The organism is Pseudomonas sp. B21128 (assembly GCF_044218865.1).
Classification (GTDB): domain Bacteria; phylum Pseudomonadota; class Gammaproteobacteria; order Pseudomonadales; family Pseudomonadaceae; genus Aquipseudomonas; species Aquipseudomonas iridis.
The window spans coordinates 865,084-889,088 of record NZ_CP162590.1 but is presented as its reverse complement, the minus strand read 5'-3'; the positions used below and the strand labels follow the sequence as shown (position 1 = coordinate 889,088).

The window sequence follows — 24,005 nt, the reverse complement described above, 5'->3', positions numbered from 1 at the left end:
GCGCATGGAGCGCTTCTTCCGCCAGTTCGACGAAGTGTCCTTCTGCGAATGGCAGGACGCCAAGTGCCTGCGCGGCGTATTAATCCAGAAAACCACCACGGCCTTTCTGGCCTTCGACGTGGCCGGCGAGATCGTAGGAGCAGTGCTGGGCGGAATGCTCGGCAGTCGCGGCACGATCAATCATCTGGCGGTCAGTCCGCTCTATCGCAGTCAGGGCGTCGGTCAACGCCTGGTTGAAGCGGCGTCATCCGACATGAAACGTGTCGGTGTGTTGCGGATGTTTCTGTTCGTCGACGATGCTAACCTCGCGGGCAAGCGTTTTTGGGCTGCCCAGGGTTTTTGCGAGCCTCACGGCGAACGGACATTTGAGAGGGATCTATGAATGAAACGTCCGGCAGTGCGCCGCTGATGGTCAACCATCAGCCGTCGCGTACATTAGCCGAAGCCAGCCCGGTGGTCGCCGGGTATTTCACGGTGGCGTTCGTATTCGGCTTGATGGCCGTCAACGCGGGGCTGCCAATGTGGCTGCCCGTGGCGATGTGCTTGTTCGTCTATGCCGGCGCTTCGCAATTTGCCGCGTTGGCGCTGATCTCCAGCGGTGCTTCGCTGACCACCATTGTGCTGACCACATTCCTGATCAATGCGCGGCACATGTTGATGTCGGTGTACATGGCAAAAGCCCTGCGTGCCTTAGGGCTCAGTCGCATGGAGCGATGGTGCTACGCCGGTGGCCTGACCGACGAATCCTTTGCTTTCCACAGCGTGAAACTCGGCACCGGCGCGCCGGTCAACGTGCGTTATCTGATTGGTTTCAACCTGTTCTGCCACACCTCGTGGGTGCTCGGTGGCTTGCTCGGCGCGGTCTGTGCCCAGTACGCGGCGCACTTGATCAAATATCAGCTCGACTACGCACTGACGGCGATGATGCTCTACGTGCTGGTTTCGCTGTGCAACACCCGCAACAAACTCATCGCCGCCGCGGCTGCTGTGGTTTGCATGGGCGCACTGAGCCTGGTCGGCAGCTCGCCGTTTAATGTGTTTATCGCCACGTTTGTGGGCTGCGGAGTGGGTGTATGCCTGACCAAACGTTCCTGATTCTGGTGGTCGCGCTGATGATGGCCGTGACCTTCCTGCCACGGGCATTGCCCTTGCAGATCAACACCGATCACTGGCCGCCGTTTATCGCGCGCGCGCTGGAATACCTGCCAGTGGCGATCGTCGCTGCGATCAGCCTGACGCCCTTGTTGATCAAGGATCAGCACATACAGCTCGATCGCCCGGAGTTCTATGCTGCGATTCCGACGTTGTTATGTGCGTATTTCAGCAAAAACCTCTTTCTCAGTGTGGCGGTTGGGACGGCTGCGTACATTGCGCTCGGCTCGTTCATGTAACGGCAGATCGACCACGTCGCTCAACGCCTGGTTCGACAGGTCCGGGTTGTTGATCGCCAGCCGCACCTCAAGGAAATCCTCGAAACCGGGGAAGATCGTCAGGCCGTTCTTCTGCGCGGCCTCGCGGGAGACCATGCCAACTGCATCCATCTGCGTGATCAGCGACAGCGTAAGGGTCTCGCTGCAGGAGTAGACCATGCGTTGACCGTTCTCGTGATTGCCCAGTCCGGCGTCGAGAAAACGCAGGAAGCTGTGGGAATACGGACAATCTTCCGCAGGACGCACCTGAAACTTGTTGCCCAGCAACGTCAGCGGATCGTTCTCCTGCCCACAATGCGCGCCGACCACCTGCACCTGCACATCCGGCAGGACAATGCTCGGCAAACCCGGACGCTGCGGGCCGATCAGCACCGCGAGGTCAAAGTCTTCATTTTTTAGCTTGCTGAGGTTTTCCATCGACTCGGCATAGCTGAATTCCATCTGATAATCGGGAAACACCTCAATCAGGCGTCCGATCATTCGCCGATTGAAGTCAGGCGACAACGTGTTGTTCAACGCAACCTTCAACGTGCGTTGCCCCGGCACTTTGAGCGCCTCGACTTTTTCTTCCATCTGTCGCGTGGCAATCAGCACTCTGTCCATATAAGGCGTCAGCTCGGTGCCTTGCGGCGTCAGCGTCAGCCCTTTGTTGGAGCGACGAAACAAGCGGAAACCGAATTGCTCTTCGACCTTGTTCAACTGCGCGGCCAATGCCTGCACGGTCAGGCACGAATGCTCGGCTGCGGCCGACAACGAGCCGGTCTGCGCGATGCGCATGAGGTTGCGTAAGGTTCTGCTATCCATGGGTAATGCCCTCTGAAGTGGGCTGGGTATTGTTATTTACGAGACGACCGGTCCGGCGCCATATGCCGGCTATATTCCTGCACCTGAGCATAGTTGTCGCGGGTTTAGTAGCGAATTGATGTCCCCGCCGATGGCTGGAAGCTGACACAGGATCGGGGTTTTTGATGACTCGGGGGTGATTGGGGTCAAAAAATACTCACTGGAAATAACAATTCGCGCCGTTTTTAACTTTCTTGATAGAAGAGTAAAAAAATACGTGTACGGATTAAATGAGGGAAAAAATCCGTATCTGTACTAGTCTTGAAATCATGTCAGCTATCAATGGAGGCGGTTATGCCCACCTCAACCCCGGCCCTCAACCCGCGCGAACAACTTGACGCCCCCGAAGCAGGCCGTGTCGCGCTGAAGTTTTTCTTCAACCTCATGGAGCGGTGGGGCTGCAACGCCGAGCAGCAACGCACATTGCTCGGCGGTGTCGGCAACACCACGTTCTACAAGTACAAACACCTGCCGCCAAACGTTCGCCTACCCCACGACACCCTTGAGCGCATCTCCTACCTGATGGGCATTCACAAGGCGTTGAGCATCATCTTCAGCAACAGCCGCGAACGCGCTTATACGTGGGTCAGCAGCCCGAACACTGCCGCGCCGTTTAATGGGCAAACCGCTCTGGACTACATGCTGGCCGGACGCGTGGTCGATATCGCCGATGTACGACGCTATCTCGATGGAGTGCGCGGTTGAGCGCGCCAGCCCTGGCTGATCCGCATTGGCCGCGTGCCTACCGGATCGTTAACAGCAGCTTCCCGCCAATTGCGCTGTTCGAAGACGTACTCGATCCCGAAGACCTGGAAATTGCCTACGCCCTCGAAGCGCTGACCAACGATCGTCTGATCGCCCAGGCGGGAGTCCTTGATCGGGTGCGCCCGGAAGACCGGCTCTCAGGCCCCGGATCGACCCCGGTGATGGCTGCGTTCACGCACATCGGCAAAAGCAGCCGCTTCACCGACGGCACCTTCGGCGTCTACTACGCCGCCAGCAGCCAGGCCGCGGCTATCGCCGAAACCTGTTATCACCAGGAACGCTTTCTCGCAGCCACCAACGAAGCAAACCTCGAATTGACCATGCGCACCTACGTCAACCGAGTGGTCAAACCGCTGCACGACATTCGCCATGGCTATCCGAATCTGCACAATCCTGATCCCGATGCCTACGGTCCTTCTCAGGCATTTGCCCGGCAGCTACGTGAAGCCCAATCCTGGGGTTTGCTTTACAACAGCGTTCGATTGGCCGGGCACGAATGCGTCGCCGCGTTCCGGCCACCGGCGGTTTCGATTCCGAAGCAGGGCAAGCATCTGAGATATGTTTGGAGCGCGAGCCAGAGGAGGATTTCGTTTGTGTTTGAGGTCAGTCAGGTTTGAAACGCAAAAAGCCCTCGCCGTAGGGAAGGCAATTTACCTCAATGGCTTTCTGTTGGTGCATTCAGGATATTCACCACGTCGTCGGAAAACGTTTATCGTTCGTTTATACGGCATAGCCGTATAGTCGGATTCATGTAGACAATCATCGAAACGGAAATTTTCAAGCGCTATGCCAACGCCATATGGGTCGATGGTGAACGCCATGAATTCATAAATTGGCTTGCTGCAAATCCATTGGCTGGTGATGTCGTGCCTGGCAGTGGCGGTTTGCGCAAGGTGCGCCGGACTCGCAACGGCATGGGTAAGCGAGGTGGTACGCGGGTCATTTATTACAACGCGCTTTCTGAAGGCTCAATTGGGTTGCTCATTGCCTACGCCAAGGCAAAATTCGACAACTTGCCCGCAGCCTTCCTTAAGCAATTGAAGGAGGAAATCAGCGATGGCCAATGAACTGGAGCAATTCCAGCAGGACTTGCTGGGCTCTGTGCGTCAAATGAAAGAAAGAAAAGCCGCGCGGGTAACTCATGTGCCGCTTTCTGCAGCAGCAGAAGCTCGTGCCAAGGTGGGCGTTTCCCAAAGCGCGTTTGCCAAGCTGATCGGTGTGAGTTTGCGGACGTTGCAGGATTGGGAGCAAGGCCGCAGGCAGCCGACGGGCGCGGCGCAAACCCTGCTGCGTGTTGCGAGTCAGCATCCTGAAGCGTTGCGGGATTTGCATCCTGCTTAAGACCGGAAATAAACAAAGCCCCTGCATTTCTGCAGGGGCTTTTTCGTAATGAATGCCTCGCAGCCTAACTCCACCATCAAAGCTCCTCAGCCAGTTCTGGGCACTGAAAAATGCCGCTTATGCAATTACAGCTTTGATGAGCACGCCATAATTATTGCCAGCTCATAATTTGCCATAAATGGAAATCTGAACCTTTAGGGCAAAGCGGTGCTTTCGGGGATTGTATGAAGAGGTGTGGCGAGTCAGTCGAAGTGTGCGAGGGAAGGGGGGCTGTTTCTACTGAAGGTTTGGCGTTGCCAAAAATATAAACACGCCAGAAACAACAAAGCCCCTGCATTTCTGCAGGGGCTTCGTTTTGTATGGTGCCGGCACCAGGAGTCGAACCCGGGACCTACTGATTACAAGTCAGTTGCTCTACCAACTGAGCTATACCGGCGTGTGGGCGACGATTATAGCGATTGGGTTAAATCTGTAAACCCCTGAATTCAGACTATTTTTATGCGGGTGCAGGATCAGGCTCAACGAAGGCGTTATCTCTGGGTTTCCACCCTTGAAAACAGGCACTTTCAAGGTTTGTATTCCTACCCTGAGGCGGCGACTTTTTTGTCAGACCTGCTTCGTATTAGGTGATTTATGCCGTTTTGAATGGAAGCTTATGCACAACTGATCGGCGTGCCCGCGCTCAAGTGCGAGTATTTGTGAACGCATTCTCATTTTGTTCGCAAATCCCTGTTTTACTGGTTATTTATTCATGTGAACAAAAAATGACCAGCAGTGTTAAAGCCACGAAACAGGCGTGGATATTGGATCCAGAAGATTTCCATCAACAGAGTTATCCACAGGCTGGGGTGTTTTAAGCGCGTTCGGCGAGCAGCAGCAAATTGCGCGGTGTGAGTGGCGCATCGCAGAAGGTGCCAAGGCGCACGACGTATCCCTGTTCGGCGAGGAAAAGTGCTCGATCCAGATTTAGCCAAAGCTCGAGTGGTCGTCGGAATAATCCGCGGAGTAATTCCAGGTTGCGAACTTCGGCTAACCGCTGCCAACCGGCCGCCTCTAGCGCTGGCCAATCCTGCGGACCGATTGTGGATAACTGTTTGAGCGCTGCCAGCTCGCGGCAGTAATCGGCGAAGGTTTTTTCCAGCCAGGCGCTGGGTAGCGAAGGGGTGGGCAGGTATTGGTCGATGCCGCTCAGTTGCCGTTGCAGCAAGTCAAAGGCAAGGCGTCGTGCCATGGAGATGTCGCGTTGGCGTCGGACTCGTGCACCGGCGGTGACAGTTTCGCTCATCGGTAGCGCCAGATCTTCTAGCGAGAGCCGTAGGAGCGATCCCGAGCCGGCCAGGGATAACGCCTGATATTCCGTGCGATTGATCCGGTTGTAGCAGCACGGGGCGATTGCCATTTGTCGGCAACCGGCGGCGCTGGCCAGTTGCATCAGTCGCACATGCAGATCGCCGCAGGCGTGGAGGGCAACCGGAGTGTGTCGGGCGTTCAATACGGCTGAAGCATCTGCCGCCAGAACATCCCGTTCAACATGACGCGCATTTAATTGATGACGCTGGCTCAGCGCCTGACCACTGGCAACCAGCGCCGGATCGTACTCAACGCACGTCAGTTGTTGCCCGGTGCTCAGCAGGCGCCGCCCCAAGTGTCCCTTGCCGGAGCACCAGTCCAGCCAATGCGTCGGTTGCGATGCGAAGGACAGTCGACTGCCGAACGCCTCGATCTGCTGCCATTTGCGCCCTGGTACATCCACATTCAAGCGCTGGCTTGCAGCTTCCAGCGCATGCCCGGGTAACTCTCCGACCTCGCTCAATTCAGCCGACAACGCCGCCAATGAGGCGAACGGCTCCGGCGCATCGGCAAGATTGGCAGGGTGGTTGTGCGCATTTTCCGCCTCTTGCAGCGACCGCCCGCGCAGCCATGAGGCCAGCTCCGGGTAGGACGCTTCCCAGGGAAGCTGCAGATGAGTGAACGGTCGAGGTTTCCACAACGCCTGATGCGCTGTCAGAAAAGTATCCAGTGTCGTGAAGCGGGCGAGTAAGTCCTCGCCCGTCAGCACGTGGGAAGTTTCAGCGCCCTTGGCAGGCATCGACGCGCAGCCAGCGCTCCAGCAGCTTGAAGCCGCGCACCAGCACGTAAGCCATCACCAGATAGAACACGCCAGCGGCGAAGAAGATTTCCACCGGCAGGTAGGTGCGAGCAATGATCGTGCGGGCCATGCCGGTCAATTCAAGCAGGGTGACGGTGCTGGCCAGGGCGCTGGCCTTGAGCATCAATATCACCTCGTTGCTGTAGGCCGGCAGGCCGATGCGTGCTGCCCGCGGCAGGATGATGTAGAACATCGCTTTGGGCTTGGACATGCCCAGGGCACGCGCCGCTTCGATCTCGCCCGGTGGGATCGCTTGAATCGCGCCGCGCAGGATCTCGGCGATGTACGCCGCGGTGTGCAGGGTCATGGTTACCGTTGCGCACCAGAACGGATCGCGCAGGTAAGGCCACATTGGGCTGTTACGCACAGCGTCGAACTGCGCCAGGCCGTAATAGACCAGGAACAACTGAACCAGCAACGGTGTGCCGCGGAAAAAGAAGATGTAGGCGTAGGGCAAAGCACGCACGTACCACAGCTTCGAAGAGCGGGCGATGCCCAGCGGAATCGCCAGCAACAGGCCGGCGATCACGGCGATGGCCACCAGTTCCAGGGTCAAGGTCGCGCCCTGCGCCAGTTTTGGCAGCCACTTGATGATGACTTCCCAGTTCATTGAGCGCTCCTCGCAAAGCCGCGGGCGGCGCGTTTTTCCAGGAAGTGCATGCCGGTCATCGCCACCACCGTCAGGCCGAGATACATGAGCGCGGCAACCATATAGAAGGTGAACGGCTGTTTCGACATGGTCACGCCGATCTGTGCATGACGCATGATTTCTTCCAGGCCGATCACCGACACCAGCGCGGTGTCTTTCATCAGGATCATGAACAGGTTGCCCAGGCCCGGGAGGGCGATGCGCCACATCTGCGGCATGATCAGCTTGGTGAAGATCCGCCATTTCGACAGGCCCAGGGCCACGCCGGCCTCACGGTGACCTTTGGGAATGGCGAGGATTGCGCCACGAAACACTTCCGTGGCGTAGGCGCCGAAACACAAACCGAGCGCGATGACGCCCGCGGCGAAGGCGCTGAGTGCCAGATCGGGATTGCCGAAAAACTCGCCGAGCGCGCGCATCAGGTTGACCGTACCGAAGTAGATCAACAGCACCCAGAGCAATTCCGGGACGCCGCGCACCAGGGTTGAATAAAAGCCGCCAAGCCATTGCAGCGGCTTGTACGGGGAAGTCTTGGCCAAGGCGCCGAGCAGACCGAGCACCAGACCCAGGCACAGGGCCGAGAGAGCCAGTTTGACGGTCATCAGCGCGCCAGCGGCGAGCGCCGGGCCGAATCCGTAAAGGTCGATAATCATGGATTTCTTTTCAAATCGCGGCAGGCAAGGTCGGGAGCCGGCGCCGTTGCATCACGGCGCCGGTTCCGCAGGTCAGGATCAGTAGATGCTGAACGGGAAGTACTTGTCGTTGATCTTCTTGTAGGTACCGTCAGCGACGATTTCCTTCAGTGCAGCGTTCAGCTTCTCGCGCAGTGGATCGCCCTTGCGCACAGCAATGCCAATCTTGTCGCTTTCCACAACCGGGTCGCCTTTGAACTCGTAGTTCTTGCCGGCTTCGCTTTTCAGCCAGTCATAGTTGGCGTACTTGTCGGCGAGGATGGCGTCGACGCGGCCGGAGGTCAGGTCGAGGTAGGCGTTTTCCTGGGTGTCATAGAGGCTGACCTTGATGTCATCCGCGTAGGTGTCTTCCAGCCAGGTGCCGGCCAGCGTGGCACGCTGCGTACCGATGGTCTTGCCTTTGAGCGAGTCCTTGTCGGTTTTGAAGTCGACGTTTTTCGGTGCGATGAATTGCAGCTTGTTCGAGTAGTACGGGTCGGTGAAGTCCACCGCGCCTTTGCGCTCTTCGGTGATCGACAAAGACGAGATCAGGAAGTCGAATTTCTTCGCGTTCAGCGACGGGATGATGCCGTCCCAATCAGAAGTGACGACGGTGCACTCAACTTTCATCTTGGCGCACAGGGCGTCGCCGATGTCTTTGTCGAAGCCGACCACGTTGCCACTGGCGTCTTTATTGTTGAACGGCGGGTAAGCCGCTTCGATGCCCATCTTCAGGGTTTCGGCCATGGCACCGGCGCTGAACGCCAGCGAGACGGCCGCAGCCAGGAAGACCTTTTTATAGTTCTGCATGCATGTTGCTCCGTTAGCGGTTGCTGGACATGAATTGTTTGCAGCGCGCCGAAAGCGGGTTTTCGAACACCTGCTGTGGCGATCCTTGCTCTTCTATCAAGCCTTGGTGAAGGAACACCACTTCGCTGGAGACCTGACGGGCGAAGCCCATTTCGTGGGTCACGAGCAGCATGGTGCGGCCTTCTTCGGCCAATGCGCGGATGACACTAAGTACTTCCTGAACCATTTCCGGGTCAAGGGCGGAGGTGGGCTCGTCGAACAGGATCACCTTCGGTTGCATCGCCAGCGTGCGCGCGATGGCCGCGCGTTGTTGCTGACCACCGGACAGTTGCGCCGGGTAGGCGTGGCGCTTGTCGGCGATGCCGACCTTGGCCAGCAGTGCTTCGGCGACTTCGATGGCTTCGGCCTTGCTCTGGCCGAGCACGCGGCGCGGGGCTTCGATGATGTTGTCGAGCACGCTCATGTGCGGCCACAAATTAAAGTTTTGAAACACAAAACCAATCTCGGAGCGCAGGCGGTTGATCTGTTTGCCGTCAGCGGCAACCAGTTCGCCATTCTTGGCAGCCTTGAGCTTGAGTTCTTCACCGGCCACCAGGATCTGGCCCTGGTGCGGGTTTTCCAACAGATTGATGCAACGCAGGAACGTGGACTTGCCGGAACCGGAGGAACCCAGGATCGAGATCACATCGCCGTCGCGGGCGGTCAGCGAGATGCCTTTGAGCACCTCAAGCTGTCCGTAGCGTTTGTGCAAGTTGCGGATTTCAAGCGCGGGCGTGGCCTCAGCCATGTGCGTTCCTCATATATGTTGCGCTCCTGCTGTTGGATGGCCTTCCTGGCGAGGCGGCCAAGCTAGCATAGCGTTTCAATGGCAGCCAACAGCGCTACGAGCGGTAAACGGGTGGCATGTGGCGGGTTGTCGCATCAGCACAGCAGACTGTCGCCCCATCAACAACCGAACGGGTGTTTGAACGTGCAATCGCGTGGGTGTCGCGTAAAAAAAGGCGCGATGTTGCCAGCTTTGGCGGGGTGTTGGAAGCGCTATCCGGCCGAACGTTCCCGATTCGCCCTTTTATTGTGCATCCCACAATTTTTCAGTGCGTTTCTGGTGCGCGGATTCGTCTTCAAAGTGAGTCGCAGGGTAACGCTCTGGCAGATTGCCATTAAATCCAAGGACTTGCGATGACTGTCCGGTCGCGCTCAAAGCCCCGGCCCGAAAGACTTTGAAATATTTTGGCGCAATTATTGCGTGCAGAATAAGGAACGCCCCGTTGGTTTCTTTTTACGAGAAGGAAATTTCGGACGGGCCGGACGCAATCGCTTTCCTTGCAAAGGTAGTTTCGATGAGCAGTACCCCAAGCTCCAATGGCCTCGAACAGGGGCTCAAACCGCGTCATGTGACCATGTTGTCGATCGCCGGTGTTATCGGCGCCGGTCTGTTCGTTGGCTCCGGCCACGCCATTGCTGCCGCAGGTCCTGCAGTGCTGCTGGCCTATGCAGCCGCCGGTACCCTGGTGGTGCTGGTGATGCGGATGCTCGGCGAAATGGCGGTTGCTTCGCCCGACACCGGTTCTTTCTCGACGTATGCCGACCGCGCCATCGGGCACTGGGCCGGCTTCACCATTGGCTGGTTGTATTGGTGGTTCTGGGTGTTGGTGATTCCGCTGGAAGCCAACGCCGCCGCGACCATCCTGCACGCGTGGTTCCCCGATGTAGGCATCTGGGCGTTTGCGCTGGTCATCACCCTGCTGTTGACCGTGACCAACCTGTTCAGCGTGAAAAACTACGGTGAGTTCGAATTCTGGTTTGCCCTGGTTAAGGTACTGGCGATCATCGGGTTCATCGGGCTCGGTCTTGCGGCGATTTTCGGCTACCTGCCGAACAGCCAGGTCAGCGGCGTTTCGCACTTGTTCGACAGCGGCGGCTTCCTGCCCAACGGCATGGGCGCGGTGTTGGGCGCGATTCTGACCACCATGTTCTCGTTCATGGGGACCGAGATCGTGACCATTGCGGCCGCGGAATCGAAGGACCCGGGCAAGCAGATCTCCAAGGCCACCAACTCGGTGATCTGGCGGATCGGCCTGTTCTACCTCGTTTCGATCTTCATCGTCGTGGCGCTGGTGCCATGGAACGATCCGATGCTGGCCAACCTCGGCTCCTACCAGACTGTGCTGGAGCGCATGGGCATCCCGAACGCGAAAATGATCGTCGACATCGTGGTGCTGGTCGCTGTAACCAGTTGCCTGAACTCGGCGCTCTATACCTCATCGCGGATGTTGTTCTCCCTCGGCAAGCGCGGTGACGCACCGGCCATGTCGACCCGCACCAACAAAAGCGGTACGCCTTACTGGGCGGTGATGTTGTCCACTGGCGCCGCGTTCCTCTGCACATTCGCCAACTACGTGGCACCGGCCGCCGTGTTCGAATTCCTGCTGGCCAGCTCCGGCGCGATCGCACTGCTGGTGTACCTGGTGATCGCGTTCTCGCAACTGCGAATGCGCAAACAGCGCATGGCCCGTGGCGAGAAAATCGACTTCAGCATGTGGCTGTTCCCGGGCCTGACCTACGCGGTGATCATCTTCATCGTCGCGGCCCTGACCATCATGTTGTTCCAGGAAGCGCACCGCGTGGAAATCCTCGCCACCGGCCTGCTGAGCCTGATGGTAGTGGCGACCGGTCTGCTGGTGTCTCGCCGTCGCAAGCAGGAAAAACGTGGTGCGGTGGTGTTGAACTGATCCGTAGCGCGTAATACAAAACGGCCGCTGTCAGTGATGACTAGCGGCCGTTTTTGTTTGTGAGCATTACTCAGTCGGGATGAACCCAGTCCTCTATGCGCAAACCCGAAACTTGTTCAAATTCCCGCACATTGTTCGTCACCACAATAAGTCCAAGTGATCGCGCATGGCCTGCGATCATTTGGTCGTATGGCCCGATCGGTGTTCCGGCTTTCGCCAATTCAGATCGAATCATCCCTGTCTGTGCTGCTGCGTCATCGTCGAAAGGCAAGACTTCCAACCGCGCGACGAAACCTTCGACAATTGCGAGATTCTTTTCCGGGGCCGCTGACTTTTCAGCGCCGTAAATAAGCTCCATGAGCGTGATAGCGCTGATGCACAATTGTCCGGAATGGCGATTGAAAGCTTCCCGGACAATTTGGGGTTTGTTCTTGATAGTGAAAATGCAGATGTTGGTATCCAGCATGTATTTGATCATCAGAACGACTCACGCTCCTGATCGAAAGCTTGATCACGATCATCCATAAAATCGCTTGTGACGCTGTCGCCATCGAACCAGCTGTCCCAGCTTTCGCCAACAGGCGTGATCACGCGTGTCCTGCCAATGGCGATAACTTCTACTCGTTTTACATCGCCGGGCATTGCAACTGCCTTGGGCAGGCGAACAGCCTGGCTCCGATTGCTCATGAAAATTGTGGTCTGTTCCATAGTTGAGCCCCAAGGTCTGCTCGTTCGATGAAGCAAAGGATAGATAGAGGGTGGGATATGTCAACGGGATATACGCTTCCTTCTGACGAAGGGTGATGCTCTACTCATACGAAAACGGCCGCTGTCAGTGATGACTAGCGGCCGTTTTTGTTTGTGAGCGCGGATTACTCGCTCTTTTCTTCCTGCGATTCCACTGACTTGGCATACGTATCCAGCGCAATCCCGAAGTCGGTGATGAACTGCGGCTCGCTCAGCCAGGCCTGGGCGGCTTCGATCGTCATGCCATCGGCCCACATGCGGTAGTCGATCAACATGTCGGCGGCCAGGTGGGTGGCGGCCATGCCTTCGTTTTCGGCGTTTTCCATGTCCAGCAGATCAGGGTGATCGATGATGATGAACGCCAGTTCGCGCAGCAGTGTCAGCAGCATGTCGTTACGGCTGACGGCTTCGGCGTCGCGCATTTTGCTGAACATTGCCAAGGTGTATTCCGGGATCGGCTCGGCGAGGTGGCCGAGGTCTTCGTCCTGGTCCAGCGGCTTGCGGCCAACCATACGGATTTGCTTGGCTTTGGCCTTGGCGCGTTTGGCGCGTTTTTGTTGCTTGTTCAGGGATGCCATGGGGACTCAGTTCTTCTCTTGGGTTTGTGCAGCGATAGCGTCGGACGCCGCCACATAGTCGGCCTGGAACGCGGGGGATTCGATCCACGCCAGCGCGCCGGCCTCGTCGGTTTCCTGCGACCACTGGCGATACTCGATCAGCGCTGCGAGGATGAAATCCATGGAGCCTTCTTCGCCTTCCTGCTCGTAGACCAGTTCCAGCAGCGGGTCTTCGAGGAATGCGGTGCACATCGCTTGCTGGCTGATCTTCTCGGCGTCGATCATTTTCTTGAACAGCTCGGTCAGGTCCACCGATTCGAAGTCGATGCGGTCATCGTTCGGGTCCAGCTCGACCGGTGCCTCGGCGCGTTTGGTGCGGTTCTGCTTGGCCTTGGTCTTGGCCCGGGCGGCGCGTTTTTGCTGCTTGTTGGCGGAGGCCATGATGTGTTCCGTCGTGCGTTGAATGAGGCTCAGCTGCGCGGTACTTCCCGCCCCGGTGTGTCGGGGGCCAGTTTGCCGGTTTGCAGCCAGTTCAGAGCGATGGGCCATAGTGTGGCTTGGTATGCGCTGCGAAAAAAGGCGAAATGTCCGACTTGTTGCTCGCCGATGTCCTGCGGGTCGATGCGCAGATGGGTATTTGGCGCATGGCTGAAGTAGTTGAGCAGGCGCTCGATGGCTGCAATTGTGCCGTAAGGGTCATCGCTGATGCTGATCGCCAAGGTCTGGGCGCGGAGGTTGGCAAAGGGCAGATGGCCTGTTCTCGCCAACATCGCTCGCCCGCTTGGACGACGCTCGTAACGCGCAGTAGGCGTGCTCCAGTCGCGCACGACGCCTGCCGGCGTGTCCTCCAGCCAGCCGAGCCGTTTGCCGGGAAAGTAACCGCAGAACAGCGTCAGCAATGGCATCAGCAGATGCCATTTGCCGAACATCCGCCAGCGCTGTTCGGGCGAGTAATCGCGCCAGTAGGCGAACTGCGCGCCGACGGTGACCAGCCGTCGGATGACCTGCCCGGATTCACCGAGCCCTGCCGCGCAGCCACCGAAACTGTGGCCGACGACATCGATTGGCTGCCCGGAGAATTCCCGTTGCGCGCGTCGGAGCATCGCCTCGAAGTCCAGCGCGCCCCAGTCTGTCCACGAGGCGTTAAGACCTTTGATCGAACCGAGTCGAGATTCTCCGATGCCACGGTAATCGTAGGTGATGACGTCGAAGCCATTGGCGAACAGATAGGCAGCGAAACGCGAGTAATGACGGCAGTGCACCGACGTGGCGGCGTTGATGATCACCACCGGGCGCTGGGTGTCGGGCAGGGCCTGGCGCCAGGTGAAACCGCCAAGGACAAAGCCGTCGGCGGCTGTTTCCTTGAAGGATTGACTGACCGTTGCTGTATCGCGCGAACACGCTGTGCTGCATGAGCTCATGAGAACCGGACCTTGGCGGAATCCGACCGAGAATGAACTTCAACGTGGTGATAGTGCAATGAATGGGGCGCACTGCGGTCCAGGTTTAGATTAATTGCATCTCGGGAATCTGTGACGCGGTGCGTCACGAATCGATCGCCTCGTTAATGCGCAACCCCACTTCGCGACCGTAGCGATTAGTGGCGAAGGATCGACGCGAGTACAATCGCGCGCCTCATATTGGGATGGCAAAGGAAGCACGGCTTTGAAAGGGATTTTGCGTTTCGGCTCGGTAATATGCCTGTTTTTGATGATGGCCGGTTGTGGAACCATGATTGGTCGCTTGAACGGCGCCTCTGAAGAGCCTTACTACAAAGGCGTCGATGGCAACCTGCACTTGCTCGGCGTGAGAGGAGGAGACGGTATGGCAGAGGCTGTGATCTGTTACGTCATGATCGTGTGTCCGTTGATCACTGTTGTTTCCCTTCCGGTGGACGCTGCGCTGGACACGGTCTTGCTGCCAGTCGACTACGTCAACACCCTCTGAGGGCGATCCTCGCTTATCGCCGAGTCCGCTTGCCTTTCGGCTTCTTCACAGGCTCCTGCACTTTGCGATAAATCCACAATCCGAACACCCCGATAAACAGCAGGAACGCGGTGCCTATGCTTTGCGACACGAACTCGATCCAGAACCGCCGCGGTTGCAGGGCCAGGGTGTAGGTGTCTTTCGGGCCGCGATTGGTTGTGGTGATGGAGCCGCTGGTCCAGCTGTCGAACAGCATCCAGATGGATGCGCCGAAAGCGAAGGTAATCAGAACGCCAACGAGTACGGTCAGCCAGAAGGTCGCCCGGCTTTGGCGATAAGGCGGCGGATGGGGCAGGGGGATGCGGGTTCTTTTCTGGTTCATCAGGTGGCTCTGCGAAAGTCCTTTTCGCGGTCAGGAAACCGCTGTTTCTTGAAGTTGTTCAGTCAGCATCTGCCGCGCGTCTGATGGTCGCCAAGCGAGGTGTGCGCACTCGGCAATCACCTTCAGAATTGCGATCACATCCGAGGTCAGCGCTGTGCCAAGACAGATGCGCACGCCCGTGGAGGCATGCCCGTCGGCGAAAAAAATCCCGCTCCCGGCCACGTGGCAACCGCGCTCGCTGGCCAATCGATCCAGCGCCATCATGTTCGTGTGTACCGGCAACTCGATCCAATGGATGAACCCCCCGCGTGGTGGCACATACACGGTTCCCGCAGGGAAATCCGTGCGCACCAGCGCTTCGACAAAGCCCGCATGCGATGCCAGTTGCGACCTGAGCCTGGCGCAGTGCTCTTCCATGTAGCCGCGCCCGATGAATTCGTTGAGGACATTTTGCGCAAGGCTGGAAACCGCCAGGTTGCGGGAAAACATCTGCGCCAGAATCGCGTTGCGGTATTTGCCGGCCAGACACCAACCGACGCGATAACCGGGCGCGATGGTCTTGGAGAATGACGAACAGTAAATCGTCTGCCCGCTGCTGTCGTAGCTCTTGATGGCGCGCGGGCGCTCGCCTTCGGGGACAAGGTCGAAAAAAATGTCATCCTCGATTATCGGCACGTCCGCGTCGCAAGCGATCTGTGACAGCCGTGCGCGCGTCTCATCGGGCATGATGAAACCGCGAGGGTTCTGCAGAGTTGGATTGAGAAAGATCACCGCGACCTTTTTCAGTTTCAACGCTTCTTCGAGATGATCGACGTCGAGGCCGAGTTTGCCGTGCGTGCGGATCGGCAGGGCGCGCATGCCCAGGCGTTCGATGGTTTGCAGGATGCCGTAATAGGTCGGGGTTTCGATGGCGACGGTGGCGCCTCGCGGCGCGACGGCTTCCAGTGCCAGCTCCAGGGCGATCGTGTCGCCCGACGTCACCAGAATATCGTCTGGCCCGCAAACCACGCCACGGGTCAGCATCAGCCCGGCAATCCGCCGGCGCAGCGCTGGCAGGCCGGGCGGTGCGACCAGTCCGGTCAGCGAGTTGTCGGCTTTGCCGGCCAGCGCCGAAAGGCACTTGTTGAGCAGCACATTGGGGGTCAGATCGCTGTGCAACACGGCCGAGTTCAATGACGCGGTAGTGCGCGAAGCCGCTTGGGAGAGCATCGCGACCACCGCATGATTGACGTTGACCGTGACACTGGAGAAATCAACGCCGCTGGCCGGTTTCGCCTGGCCTGAAGCCGAGACGAAATAGCCAACCCGGGGGACAGTCGAAACGTAGGCATCGGCTTCCAGATCTGCCAGCGCGCGTTGAACGGTGGTGATGCTGGTTTCAAACATTCGGGTCAGGGCGCGGATCGAGGGTAGCTTCGTATCGGCCGGCCATTCCCCGCTGTCGATCTGACGAATGATCCAATCCTTGACTATCCGCCAGCGCTTGTCCGGCAAATCAAACCTGTCCATGAGTTCTCTGTTGTGTCGCGAAACAATTCAGAGAAAGTAGAGTAAAACGCCCCCCGTTGCAGCAACTATGACGATGTTGAGCGCCACCAGGCCGAAGGCGAATCGGATCAGATTGTGCTCTTCAAGCCGGTTGGCGCCCGCCAGCCCGGTGATCAGCGACAGAATCGACAGCGACCCCAGCGCCCCGTGCCCGGCCGCACTGTTGACCATCGCGGCCAGCCACGCACCGTGCTCAGTGGTCAGTGCAGCGATGGACGGCATGACGAGGGTATTGCCGCCGACGTTGGAGCCGGTGACATAACCGGCAATCCCCGCCAGCAACGCAATCGTCGGTGCAAGTGAAATTCCCGACAGCGATTGCAGCGTGCGCTGTGCCTCGACCAGGAACCCTGCGTTGACCATCACTTGGGACAGCAGCAAAAAAAGGAAAATCGTCGTGACCGGAAATTTCGCCCGGTCGAACAGCGCACTCCACGGGAAGCCCGTTGCAGTGCTTTGCCGAATCGCCATCCACAAAGTGACGATCAGCAAGGCCAGCCCCGGGGACGCCAATGGCTTCCACGAAACGTGTTCGCCTTTGACGATCCACAGCGCATCCCAGCCCGACAGAACAAACAACCCGCGCGAGGCAACGATCACCCCCAGCAAGGCCAGGTACGGCCACGCCGCGCTCGGCCAGCGCACGCGTTTTTTGCGTTGCGCGAACGAGATGCCCAAGCCTATGCAGGCTACGGCCAGACCGGCCAGCACACCGGAGACTTCCGGCCCGATCCACAGGTTGATGGAAAACAGCACCGCAACAAACAGCGCCGTCACCCCGATCAGCCCCAGCCACGGCGAGACGCTACGGATGCCGCCCTGCCACATGGCAATCGCGGCCAGGCAGAGGAACACCGGCGCACTGATCAGCGCCGAATGACTGCCGAGGGTTGCCGCCGGCAAGTGCGTGAGCAGCGCGCCAATCACCGTCGCCAGCCCCAAAGTGCCCCACGGCATGATGACCATCCCGGCCAGCGCGATTTTCATCCCCGACTGTCGCGTGAACAGGCCCATCAACAGCGGCACCGTGGCGATCAGCGAGACGCCGAAACCCGTCATGGCTTCAAGCAACGGCGCCAGGCCCAGCACGATGAAGATGATCTGTGCCGGCGGTGTCCAGCCGAGCTCCTTGACCCAGGCACCGATGGCCTGAGGCGCACCACCGCGCTCGACCAGGATGACGAAAGCCAGCCCCGGAACGATCACGCACGCGGTGCTGAGAAACAGGAGCGTGGTGTCTTGAAAGATCGCCGATGAGATCGCCGCCGACACAGGCCCGGCAGCGCCCAACGCCCACAACATCAGCACCAGCGCCACGCCGGCCAGCGCGGCTTGAACCGGCGGCCGGCGCACGATCAGGATCAATGCGATGACCAGAACGATGGGGGACATTTGCAACAAGAGAGAGCTCATGCACAGTTTTCCAGAACAGGTAATGCGCTCTGATGACTTGAAAGGTCCAGAGTGTTTGCGGGGCGCGAGGTATGGCCAGGCACGGGATCGCCAAGGCTTGTAGAAATACTGGCGAGTTTTCCTGCGCGGGGAGAGATACAGATTTCGGGTTTTTTCCAATACACCCGAGGGAGATGGATGCCGAGAGAAGCGCAGGCGAGGGGGAGGGGATTAAATCGCAGGCATAAAAAAACCCTGAATCTTGCGATTCAGGGTTTCGGTATTTGGTGCCCAGAGACGGAATCGAACCGCCGACACGGGGATTTTCAATCCCCTGCTCTACCGACTGAGCTATCTGGGCAACGGGGCGCATTAAAAGGGTTTTTCGGATTCTCGTCAACGACTTTTTTAAAATTTCTTAAATTAATTCCGTCGCTTACGATCCGACCCCCGATTTGACGGGGTTACTGCGCAGGCGGAACGTAGCCTTCGGCCTGGGCGTATTCCTCGCCGGAGAAGTACTTGTCCATTTCGCCCTGCAGAAATTTGCGATCTTCGGCATTCATCATGTTCAGGCGTTTTTCGTTGATCAGCAGGGTCTGGTGTTTCTGCCAGTCGGCCCAGGCCTTGGCCGAGACGTTGTCAAAAATGTCCTGCCCTTTGGCGCCCGGGTACGGTGGGCGTTCCAGGCCTTCGAGTTGTTCTTTGTACTTGCGGCACATTACGGTGCGGGTCATGGCGACTCTCCTGCATTCAAGACGGCGGCCGCGCGTTCGAGCAAGGTTTTGACCGGGGCGGCGAGGCCCAGGCGCGGCGGGGTGGCGAGGTTATACCAGAGCCAGTCGGCCTCGGCCACGTGATGGCTGGCTTCCTGCACCTGAACCAGCCAGGGTTCGATGGACAGCTGGAAATGACTGAACGTGTGGACGAGGCTCGGCAGCGCCTGCTGCTCGCCCAGTGCCAGGGAGTGCTGATCGGCGAGATGTTGCAGGTCGTCGAGGTCGTCGAGTTCCGGCAGGCTCCACAAACCGCCCCACAAACCCGTCGAAGGGCGGCGATAAAGCAGAATCGCCCCGTCACCATTGGCGAGCATCGGCATCAGCGTGCGCTTCTGCGGGATGGTTTTGCGCGGCTTGGGAATCGGATAGCGCGTCTCCAGGCCGAGCATGTGGGCTTCGCAGCCACGCTCCAGCGGACACAGCAGGCAGCTCGGCTTGCTGCGGGTGCACAGCGTGGCGCCGAGATCCATCATTGCCTGGGTGTAGGCGTTGACCCGATCATGCGGTGTAAAGCGCTCTGCATTGGCCCACAGCTGTTTGGCGACTTTCGGCTCGCCGGGGTAGCCCTCTTGCGCGGTAAAACGCGCCAGAACGCGTTTGACGTTGCCATCGAGGATCGGCGCGCGCAGGCCCATGCTGATGCTCGCGATGGCACCAGCGGTGGACAGGCCGATCCCCGGCAGCTCCACCAGCTTCTCGACATCGCGCGGAAACTCGCCAGCGTACTGGCTGACGACGATCTTCGCGGTTTTCTGCAGATTGCGTGCGCGGGTGTAGTAACCCAGGCCGGTCCACAGGTGCAGCACTTCGTCTTCCGGCGCTTCGGCCAAGGCTTCGACTGTTGGCAGCGCGGCCATGAAGCGGTCGAAGTAGTTGAGCACAGTGCTGACCTGAGTCTGCTGCAACATGATTTCCGACACCCACACCCGATACGGGTTGATGTCCTGCTGCCAAGGCAAATCGTGGCGGCCATGGCGGTCGAACCAATCCAGCACCGCCTCTGAAAACTGCTCCGCTCTCATCGCTTGAACAGCCCCTTCAATGCGTTTTTCAATTCCGGGCTGACCTTGTCGCCAAGTTTCTCGTCGATCTTCTCGCTGAGTTTGTCGCCGGCCAGTTTGCTTGCGACCTGGCCCATGCGTTCGTTGTCCAGGCGGCATGCCTTGGCGCCCAGTTCCAGCGGACCACGGCAACGCAGTGGCCACTCGATGCCGACGAATTTGTCGCCGACCTGACAGGCCGGATCCGGCATGGCGCTGGTGTCGCCTTCGACGATGATGCCGACGCGGTAGTCCATGCCCAGCACTCGCAGATCGATGTCGCCGTCACCGTTGACGGTCATGCCCGGAATACGAACCTTGAGGTCCGGGTTGCTGGCGATGCCGTTACGGAAGGTCAGGTTGCCCTTGAGTTCCTGGAACGGAGTGTCCTTGCCCCGTGGCTCGCCACTGAGTGATTTGCGATTGAGGGTGGCGATGCCTTTGCACAGCTGCTGCTCAAGGTTGGCGTTGAGCAGCACGCCGTTGTTGATGACAAAACTGGCGTTGCCGTTGAGGCTGTCGATCAGCGCCTGTTGGCTGTTGCCGCTGCCGGTGAGGTTGCTGGTCAATGTTACCAGGCCTGTGACGGGCGGTTTTTTGCCTTGGCTTTCGAGGATTTTTTCCGCTGGCACGCGGTTGATTTTGGTCTGCAGGTTGAGCACCGGAGCGCTCGGGCGCACGTCGAGGGTGCCCTTGGCTTCGAAGCCGCCGTTGTACAGCTCGCCGCTGAGGTTGCCGAGGGTCAGCAGACCGCCCTGGCCGGTGGCTTTGAGCGCGGCATTCTGGATCGGCAGTTTGTCGAGGGTCAGTTGGCCGAAAGTGAGGTCGGCGTCCACATCGAGTTTGGCCAGGCGTTCAACCGGCAGCAGGCGCTCGGTGCTCCAGGCGGTTTTGCTCGGCTTGTCTGGCAGCGGCGTAGAACCCGCACCGGCGATGGCATTGGCTTCGGTGCTGGCGACTTCGGCCTGACGCGTTTGCGTGGCGCTGTTGGCCTTTTCCGATTTCGGCGGCAGGTAACGGTCGACGTTGAAGGTGTCTGCCTTGAGGATCGCCCGCAGCGATTGCTTGGCGAAGTCTTCGACGGCGATGCGCCCGCTGAAGCTGCTGTCGTCAAGTTTCAGGTTGATGTTGTCGAACGCGACGCTGGTCGGTGTGGCCGCGATGCGGCTGACCAGTTCGACTTTGCTCAGGCTGCCTTCGGCCATGGCCGGCAGTTTTTGACCGATGCTGTCGACGAATTTCGCCAGATCAAACTGGGCGATCGAGATGCCGCCAGTGATCTGCGGGGTCTTGTCGAGGTCGTTGGCTTTCAGTTCACCCAAGGCGCGCAATTGGTTGGCGGAGATCTTGATCCCGGTCCATTCGGCGACGTTTGCGGCTTTATCGAGCAATATCTGCCCTTGGGCGGAGAAGGTCATGGTCTTGCCTTGCAGCGGATCGCCCGCCACTTCGCCGGAGAGCTTCATGTCTTCGAATTTATAGCGTTGCAGGGCGCGCTCGAAGCGCAGCTCGCCGTTGAGTTCGGTGCGCACGCGCAGCACCGGTTGATTGGTGCCGAGAAATGCCGTGGCCTTGATCGGGATGTTGGTCGAGTCGTGCACCGGGCCGGTGCTCAACTGAATGCTCTCGGCGCTGAACTGCTTGCCGCTCAGTTCGTCGGTGTATTCAACGCGGGCGTTGTTGACGGTCAGGCTGTCAATGTCGAGGCGGATTGGCTGCGCCGGTTTTTCCACCGCTACAGTGGGCTCGCTGGCGGGTTGGCCTGGGGTGGTTGCTGGCGGCGTTGCACCGGGCGCGACTGGCACCTTGCCGATGTCTTCCCAGTTGCCGTGGCCGTTCTTGTCACGGTTCAGGCGCAGGTTGAGACCTTCGACGCGCACATCGCTCATCTGCACTTCGCGGCGCAACAGCGGCAGCACGCGCACGGACAGGCCGAGCATCTGCAAGTCGGCAAACGGTTCGGCGGGTTTGGCCAGGGTGGCGACGCTGGCTTCGTGCAATTCCAGGCCGAGCCACGGGAACAGGCTCCAGCCGATATCGCCATTGAGCGTCAGCTCGATGTGGGCCTTGTCGCGGGCTATCTGGCGGATCTCGTCTTTATAGTCGTTGGGATCGAAGAGGTGGGTCAGGGCAAAGCCTGCCGCCACAATGATCAGCAACAGCCCGAGAAGTACCAGACCCAGGATTTTGCCGAACGCTTTCATGGGCGAGTCCTTGTAATTAGTCGAATTCGTAATTTAGCCGGGGAGTATAGCGCTGCATCAGTCTTCACTGCTGAGGCGTCCTGCCGAGGTCGTTGACTCGCCGCTTGTAGCGCTTCGACAACGGATGCGATGGGGGTTCCCCGCACAGATGAGATCAGGTGACAGAAAAAAGGTGATATCAGTTTGGTTTTTCTGTCACGTGCAAATGGTAACCTTTGCCGGTTCGTCCGTCCTTCTGCGACTTAACGTCGCGCCTTCAAGGAGCTTCACTCAAAAAAACGGTCATGCCTGCGTGCATAAGGCCGGGGGTGAACAGTGGCTGGCGAACCATACTAATAATTGGGGGATACACAATGAGCACGAGCATCACGGCGGACGGCTTCAAAGCCGATCAGCCCGCGTTCCTGTCCAAGGAACGCATCATCGCCAAGCCCGGTTTCAACCGTTGGCTGGTTCCACCGGCCGCTCTGGCCATTCACCTGTGCATCGGCATGGCTTACGGCTTTTCGGTGTTCTGGTTGCCGTTGTCCAAGGCGCTGGGCGTTACTGCACCGGTGGCTTGCGCGCCGGACATGAGCTTCATCGCACAGGTCTTCTCGTCGCAATGCGATTGGCCGATCTCGATGTTGGGCTGGATTTACACCCTGTTCTTCATCTTCCTCGGCTGCTCGGCAGCGATCTGGGGTGGCTGGCTGGAACACGCCGGGCCACGTAAGGCTGGCGTGGTATCGGCTCTGTGCTGGTGCGGCGGTCTGCTGATTTCGGCGCTGGGGATTTATACCCACCAGATCTGGTTGATGTGGATCGGTTCCGGCGTGATCGGTGGTATCGGTCTGGGCCTGGGCTACATCTCGCCGGTGTCGACCCTGATCAAGTGGTTCCCGGACAAGCGCGGCATGGCGACCGGCATGGCGATCATGGGCTTCGGTGGTGGCGCGATGGTCGGTGCACCGTTGGCTGCAGCGCTGATGGGCCACTTCGCATCGCCGACCAGTGTCGGCGTGTGGCAGAGCTTCCTGGTGATGGCCGCGATCTACTTCGTGTTCATGATCGGCGGGGCATTGTCCTACCGCGTGCCGCCAACCGGCTGGAAGCCTGAAGGCTGGACCGCTCCGGCGAAAAAAGCCGCGAACGCGATGATCACTCATCGTCACGTACACGTGAATGTGGCGTGGAAAACCCCGCAATTCCGTCTGGTGTGGCTGGTGCTGTGCCTGAACGTCTCTGCCGGTATCGGCATCCTCGGTATGGCTTCGCCATTGTTGCAGGAAGTGTTCGGCGGCAAATTGATTGGTGTTGACCTGCCGTTCGGCCAGCTGGATGCCGGGCAACTGGCTTCCATCGCCGCGATTGCTGCCGGTTTTACCGGTCTGCTGAGCCTGTTCAACATTGGTGGCCGTTTTTTCTGGGCATCGTTCTCGGACTACCTGGGCCGTAAAAACACTTATTTCGTGTTCTTTGCGCTGGGCTTTGCCCTGTACGCGCTGATCCCGAACCTGGGACACCTGGGCAACGTTGCGCTGTTCGTGGCGGCGTTCTGCATCATCCTGTCGATGTACGGCGGTGGTTTTGCCACGGTTCCGGCGTATCTGGCCGACCTGTTCGGAACGCAGATGGTTGGCGCGATCCACGGTCGTCTGTTGACCGCTTGGGCGGCGGCCGGTGTGCTTGGTCCGGTGCTGGTGAACTACCTGCGTGAGTACCAACTGAGCATCGGCGTTGAGCGCGCTGCCGCTTATGACATCACCCTGTATATCCTCGCAGGTCTGCTGGTGCTGGGCTTCCTGTGCAACCTGCTGGTGCGCCCGGTGGCTGACAAGTACTTCATGACCGACGCTGAACTGGCTGCCGAACAGGCGCTGGGCCATGACAAAGGTGCCGATGCGACCACCGTTCTGGAATGGAAAGCGGCACCGGGCAGCAAGCCGTTGGCCGTCGCTGCGTGGCTGGTGGTGGGTATTCCGCTGGCGTGGGGTGTGTGGGTGACCCTGCAGAAAACGGCGGTACTGTTTAACTAGGTCATTGGTAAAACGCAGTATC

General features: G+C 58.9%; 27 protein-coding genes and 2 tRNA genes. 10 read left to right on the top strand and 19 right to left on the bottom strand.

The window, feature by feature from the left end; genetic code table 11:
* Positions 1 to 4 precede the first annotated feature (4 nt).
* The 3 genes from AB4P91_RS03875 to AB4P91_RS03865 are packed head-to-tail and all read left to right on the top strand — an operon-like array spanning position 5 to position 1,391.
* On the top strand, positions 5 to 382 hold the full coding sequence (locus AB4P91_RS03875; RefSeq protein WP_150594162.1) for a GNAT family N-acetyltransferase: 378 nt from the start codon (positions 5 to 7) through the stop codon (positions 380 to 382).
* Positions 379 to 1,095 (top strand): AzlC family ABC transporter permease, encoded by a 717-nt coding sequence (locus AB4P91_RS03870; RefSeq protein ID WP_395604347.1) that lies wholly within the window; start codon positions 379 to 381, stop codon positions 1,093 to 1,095. Before AB4P91_RS03875 ends, AB4P91_RS03870 begins: the two co-directional genes overlap by 4 nt.
* Complete coding sequence (locus AB4P91_RS03865; RefSeq protein ID WP_047299318.1) at positions 1,074 to 1,391, top strand: AzlD domain-containing protein; 318 nt, start codon at positions 1,074 to 1,076, stop codon at positions 1,389 to 1,391. Before AB4P91_RS03870 ends, AB4P91_RS03865 begins: the two co-directional genes overlap by 22 nt.
* On the opposite strand, the gene AB4P91_RS03860 is transcribed toward AB4P91_RS03865, so the two are convergent.
* Complete coding sequence (locus tag AB4P91_RS03860; RefSeq protein WP_150593866.1) at positions 1,308 to 2,234, bottom strand: LysR family transcriptional regulator; 927 nt, start codon at positions 2,232 to 2,234, stop codon at positions 1,308 to 1,310. The genes AB4P91_RS03865 and AB4P91_RS03860 overlap by 84 nt on opposite strands.
* A 333-nt stretch (positions 2,235 to 2,567) precedes the next feature.
* Between AB4P91_RS03860 and AB4P91_RS03855 the strand changes: the two genes are divergently transcribed.
* From AB4P91_RS03855 to AB4P91_RS03840, 4 genes are all read left to right on the top strand, one after another.
* The gene (locus AB4P91_RS03855) at positions 2,568 to 2,978 is read left to right on the top strand and encodes an MbcA/ParS/Xre antitoxin family protein (protein WP_042557176.1); all 411 of its coding nucleotides are present in this window, start codon (positions 2,568 to 2,570) and stop codon (positions 2,976 to 2,978) included.
* Positions 2,975 to 3,655, top strand: a complete 681-nt coding sequence (locus AB4P91_RS03850) for an RES family NAD+ phosphorylase (protein ID WP_395604346.1) — start codon at positions 2,975 to 2,977, stop codon at positions 3,653 to 3,655. Before AB4P91_RS03855 ends, AB4P91_RS03850 begins: the two co-directional genes overlap by 4 nt.
* 156 nt (positions 3,656 to 3,811) lie before the next feature.
* Positions 3,812 to 4,105 (top strand): transcriptional regulator, encoded by a 294-nt coding sequence (locus AB4P91_RS03845; protein WP_395604939.1) that lies wholly within the window; start codon positions 3,812 to 3,814, stop codon positions 4,103 to 4,105.
* Positions 4,095 to 4,379 (top strand): DNA-binding transcriptional regulator, encoded by a 285-nt coding sequence (locus AB4P91_RS03840; RefSeq protein WP_191624038.1) that lies wholly within the window; start codon positions 4,095 to 4,097, stop codon positions 4,377 to 4,379. The genes AB4P91_RS03845 and AB4P91_RS03840 overlap by 11 nt, the downstream gene beginning before the upstream one ends.
* A 360-nt stretch (positions 4,380 to 4,739) precedes the next feature.
* Here AB4P91_RS03840 and AB4P91_RS03835 read toward each other — a convergent pair.
* The 6 genes from AB4P91_RS03835 to AB4P91_RS03810 all read right to left on the bottom strand — a co-directional run bounded on the left by AB4P91_RS03835 (position 4,740) and on the right by AB4P91_RS03810 (position 9,445).
* A tRNA-Thr gene (locus AB4P91_RS03835) sits at positions 4,740 to 4,815 on the bottom strand.
* Positions 4,816 to 5,232: 417 nt separating this feature from the next.
* Positions 5,233 to 6,468, bottom strand: coding sequence for a methyltransferase (locus tag AB4P91_RS03830; RefSeq protein ID WP_395604345.1), 1,236 nt, complete (start codon positions 6,466 to 6,468; stop codon positions 5,233 to 5,235).
* On the bottom strand, positions 6,449 to 7,138 hold the full coding sequence (locus AB4P91_RS03825; RefSeq protein WP_047299330.1) for an ABC transporter permease: 690 nt from the start codon (positions 7,136 to 7,138) through the stop codon (positions 6,449 to 6,451). Before AB4P91_RS03825 ends, AB4P91_RS03830 begins: the two co-directional genes overlap by 20 nt.
* On the bottom strand, positions 7,135 to 7,830 hold the full coding sequence (locus AB4P91_RS03820; protein ID WP_047299331.1) for an ABC transporter permease: 696 nt from the start codon (positions 7,828 to 7,830) through the stop codon (positions 7,135 to 7,137). The genes AB4P91_RS03825 and AB4P91_RS03820 overlap by 4 nt, the downstream gene beginning before the upstream one ends.
* Positions 7,831 to 7,908: 78 nt before the next feature.
* A complete protein-coding gene (locus tag AB4P91_RS03815) occupies positions 7,909 to 8,658 on the bottom strand; it encodes an ABC transporter substrate-binding protein (protein ID WP_150596795.1) in 750 nt (249 codons plus the stop codon).
* A gap of 13 nt (positions 8,659 to 8,671) precedes the next feature.
* Positions 8,672 to 9,445, bottom strand: a complete 774-nt coding sequence (locus AB4P91_RS03810) for an ABC transporter ATP-binding protein (protein ID WP_042557182.1) — start codon at positions 9,443 to 9,445, stop codon at positions 8,672 to 8,674.
* Between the two features lie 553 nt (positions 9,446 to 9,998).
* Between AB4P91_RS03810 and gabP the strand changes: the two genes are divergently transcribed.
* Positions 9,999 to 11,390 (top strand): GABA permease, encoded by a 1,392-nt coding sequence (gene gabP, locus AB4P91_RS03805; RefSeq protein ID WP_042557183.1) that lies wholly within the window; start codon positions 9,999 to 10,001, stop codon positions 11,388 to 11,390.
* Between the two features lie 70 nt (positions 11,391 to 11,460).
* Here gabP and vapC read toward each other — a convergent pair whose 3' ends face one another.
* The 5 genes from vapC to AB4P91_RS03780 form a co-directional block, all read right to left on the bottom strand.
* The gene (gene vapC / locus AB4P91_RS03800) at positions 11,461 to 11,868 is read right to left on the bottom strand and encodes a tRNA(fMet)-specific endonuclease VapC (RefSeq protein WP_395604344.1); all 408 of its coding nucleotides are present in this window, start codon (positions 11,866 to 11,868) and stop codon (positions 11,461 to 11,463) included.
* Entirely contained in the window at positions 11,868 to 12,098 is a 231-nt protein-coding gene (gene vapB / locus AB4P91_RS03795) for a type II toxin-antitoxin system VapB family antitoxin (RefSeq protein WP_150593873.1), read from the bottom strand. Before vapB ends, vapC begins: the two co-directional genes overlap by 1 nt.
* Before the next feature lie 164 nt (positions 12,099 to 12,262).
* A complete protein-coding gene (locus AB4P91_RS03790; protein WP_395604343.1) occupies positions 12,263 to 12,715 on the bottom strand; it encodes a hypothetical protein in 453 nt (150 codons plus the stop codon).
* Between the two features lie 6 nt (positions 12,716 to 12,721).
* On the bottom strand, positions 12,722 to 13,135 hold the full coding sequence (locus AB4P91_RS03785) for a hypothetical protein (protein WP_150593875.1): 414 nt from the start codon (positions 13,133 to 13,135) through the stop codon (positions 12,722 to 12,724).
* 29 nt (positions 13,136 to 13,164) lie between these two features.
* A complete protein-coding gene (locus AB4P91_RS03780; RefSeq protein ID WP_395604342.1) occupies positions 13,165 to 14,115 on the bottom strand; it encodes an alpha/beta fold hydrolase in 951 nt (316 codons plus the stop codon).
* Between the two features lie 310 nt (positions 14,116 to 14,425).
* On the opposite strand from AB4P91_RS03780, the gene AB4P91_RS03775 reads away from it, so the two are divergent.
* Positions 14,426 to 14,641: a YceK/YidQ family lipoprotein gene (locus AB4P91_RS03775; protein ID WP_224787133.1), complete on the top strand. Its 216-nt coding sequence runs from the start codon at positions 14,426 to 14,428 to the stop codon at positions 14,639 to 14,641.
* Between the two features lie 13 nt (positions 14,642 to 14,654).
* Here AB4P91_RS03775 and AB4P91_RS03770 read toward each other — a convergent pair whose 3' ends face one another.
* From AB4P91_RS03770 to AB4P91_RS03740, 7 genes are all read right to left on the bottom strand, one after another.
* On the bottom strand, positions 14,655 to 15,002 hold the full coding sequence (locus AB4P91_RS03770) for a hypothetical protein (protein ID WP_150687640.1): 348 nt from the start codon (positions 15,000 to 15,002) through the stop codon (positions 14,655 to 14,657).
* 30 nt (positions 15,003 to 15,032) lie between these two features.
* Complete coding sequence (locus AB4P91_RS03765; RefSeq protein ID WP_395604341.1) at positions 15,033 to 16,511, bottom strand: PLP-dependent aminotransferase family protein; 1,479 nt, start codon at positions 16,509 to 16,511, stop codon at positions 15,033 to 15,035.
* 27 nt (positions 16,512 to 16,538) lie between these two features.
* Positions 16,539 to 17,963 (bottom strand): L-lactate permease, encoded by a 1,425-nt coding sequence (locus AB4P91_RS03760; RefSeq protein WP_395604340.1) that lies wholly within the window; start codon positions 17,961 to 17,963, stop codon positions 16,539 to 16,541.
* A gap of 264 nt (positions 17,964 to 18,227) precedes the next feature.
* A tRNA-Phe gene (locus tag AB4P91_RS03755) sits at positions 18,228 to 18,303 on the bottom strand.
* Between the two features lie 103 nt (positions 18,304 to 18,406).
* Entirely contained in the window at positions 18,407 to 18,679 is a 273-nt protein-coding gene (locus AB4P91_RS03750) for an oxidative damage protection protein (RefSeq protein WP_095190072.1), read from the bottom strand.
* Positions 18,676 to 19,743 (bottom strand): A/G-specific adenine glycosylase, encoded by a 1,068-nt coding sequence (mutY, locus tag AB4P91_RS03745; RefSeq protein WP_150593880.1) that lies wholly within the window; start codon positions 19,741 to 19,743, stop codon positions 18,676 to 18,678. Before mutY ends, AB4P91_RS03750 begins: the two co-directional genes overlap by 4 nt.
* Complete coding sequence (locus AB4P91_RS03740) at positions 19,740 to 21,965, bottom strand: AsmA family protein (RefSeq protein ID WP_150593881.1); 2,226 nt, start codon at positions 21,963 to 21,965, stop codon at positions 19,740 to 19,742. Before AB4P91_RS03740 ends, mutY begins: the two co-directional genes overlap by 4 nt.
* A 353-nt stretch (positions 21,966 to 22,318) precedes the next feature.
* On the opposite strand from AB4P91_RS03740, the gene AB4P91_RS03735 reads away from it, so the two are divergent.
* Positions 22,319 to 23,983 carry an OFA family MFS transporter gene (locus AB4P91_RS03735; protein WP_150593882.1) on the top strand — a complete coding sequence of 555 codons (1,665 nt, stop codon included), beginning with the start codon at positions 22,319 to 22,321 and terminating at the stop codon, positions 23,981 to 23,983.
* Positions 23,984 to 24,005: the final 22 nt, after the last annotated feature.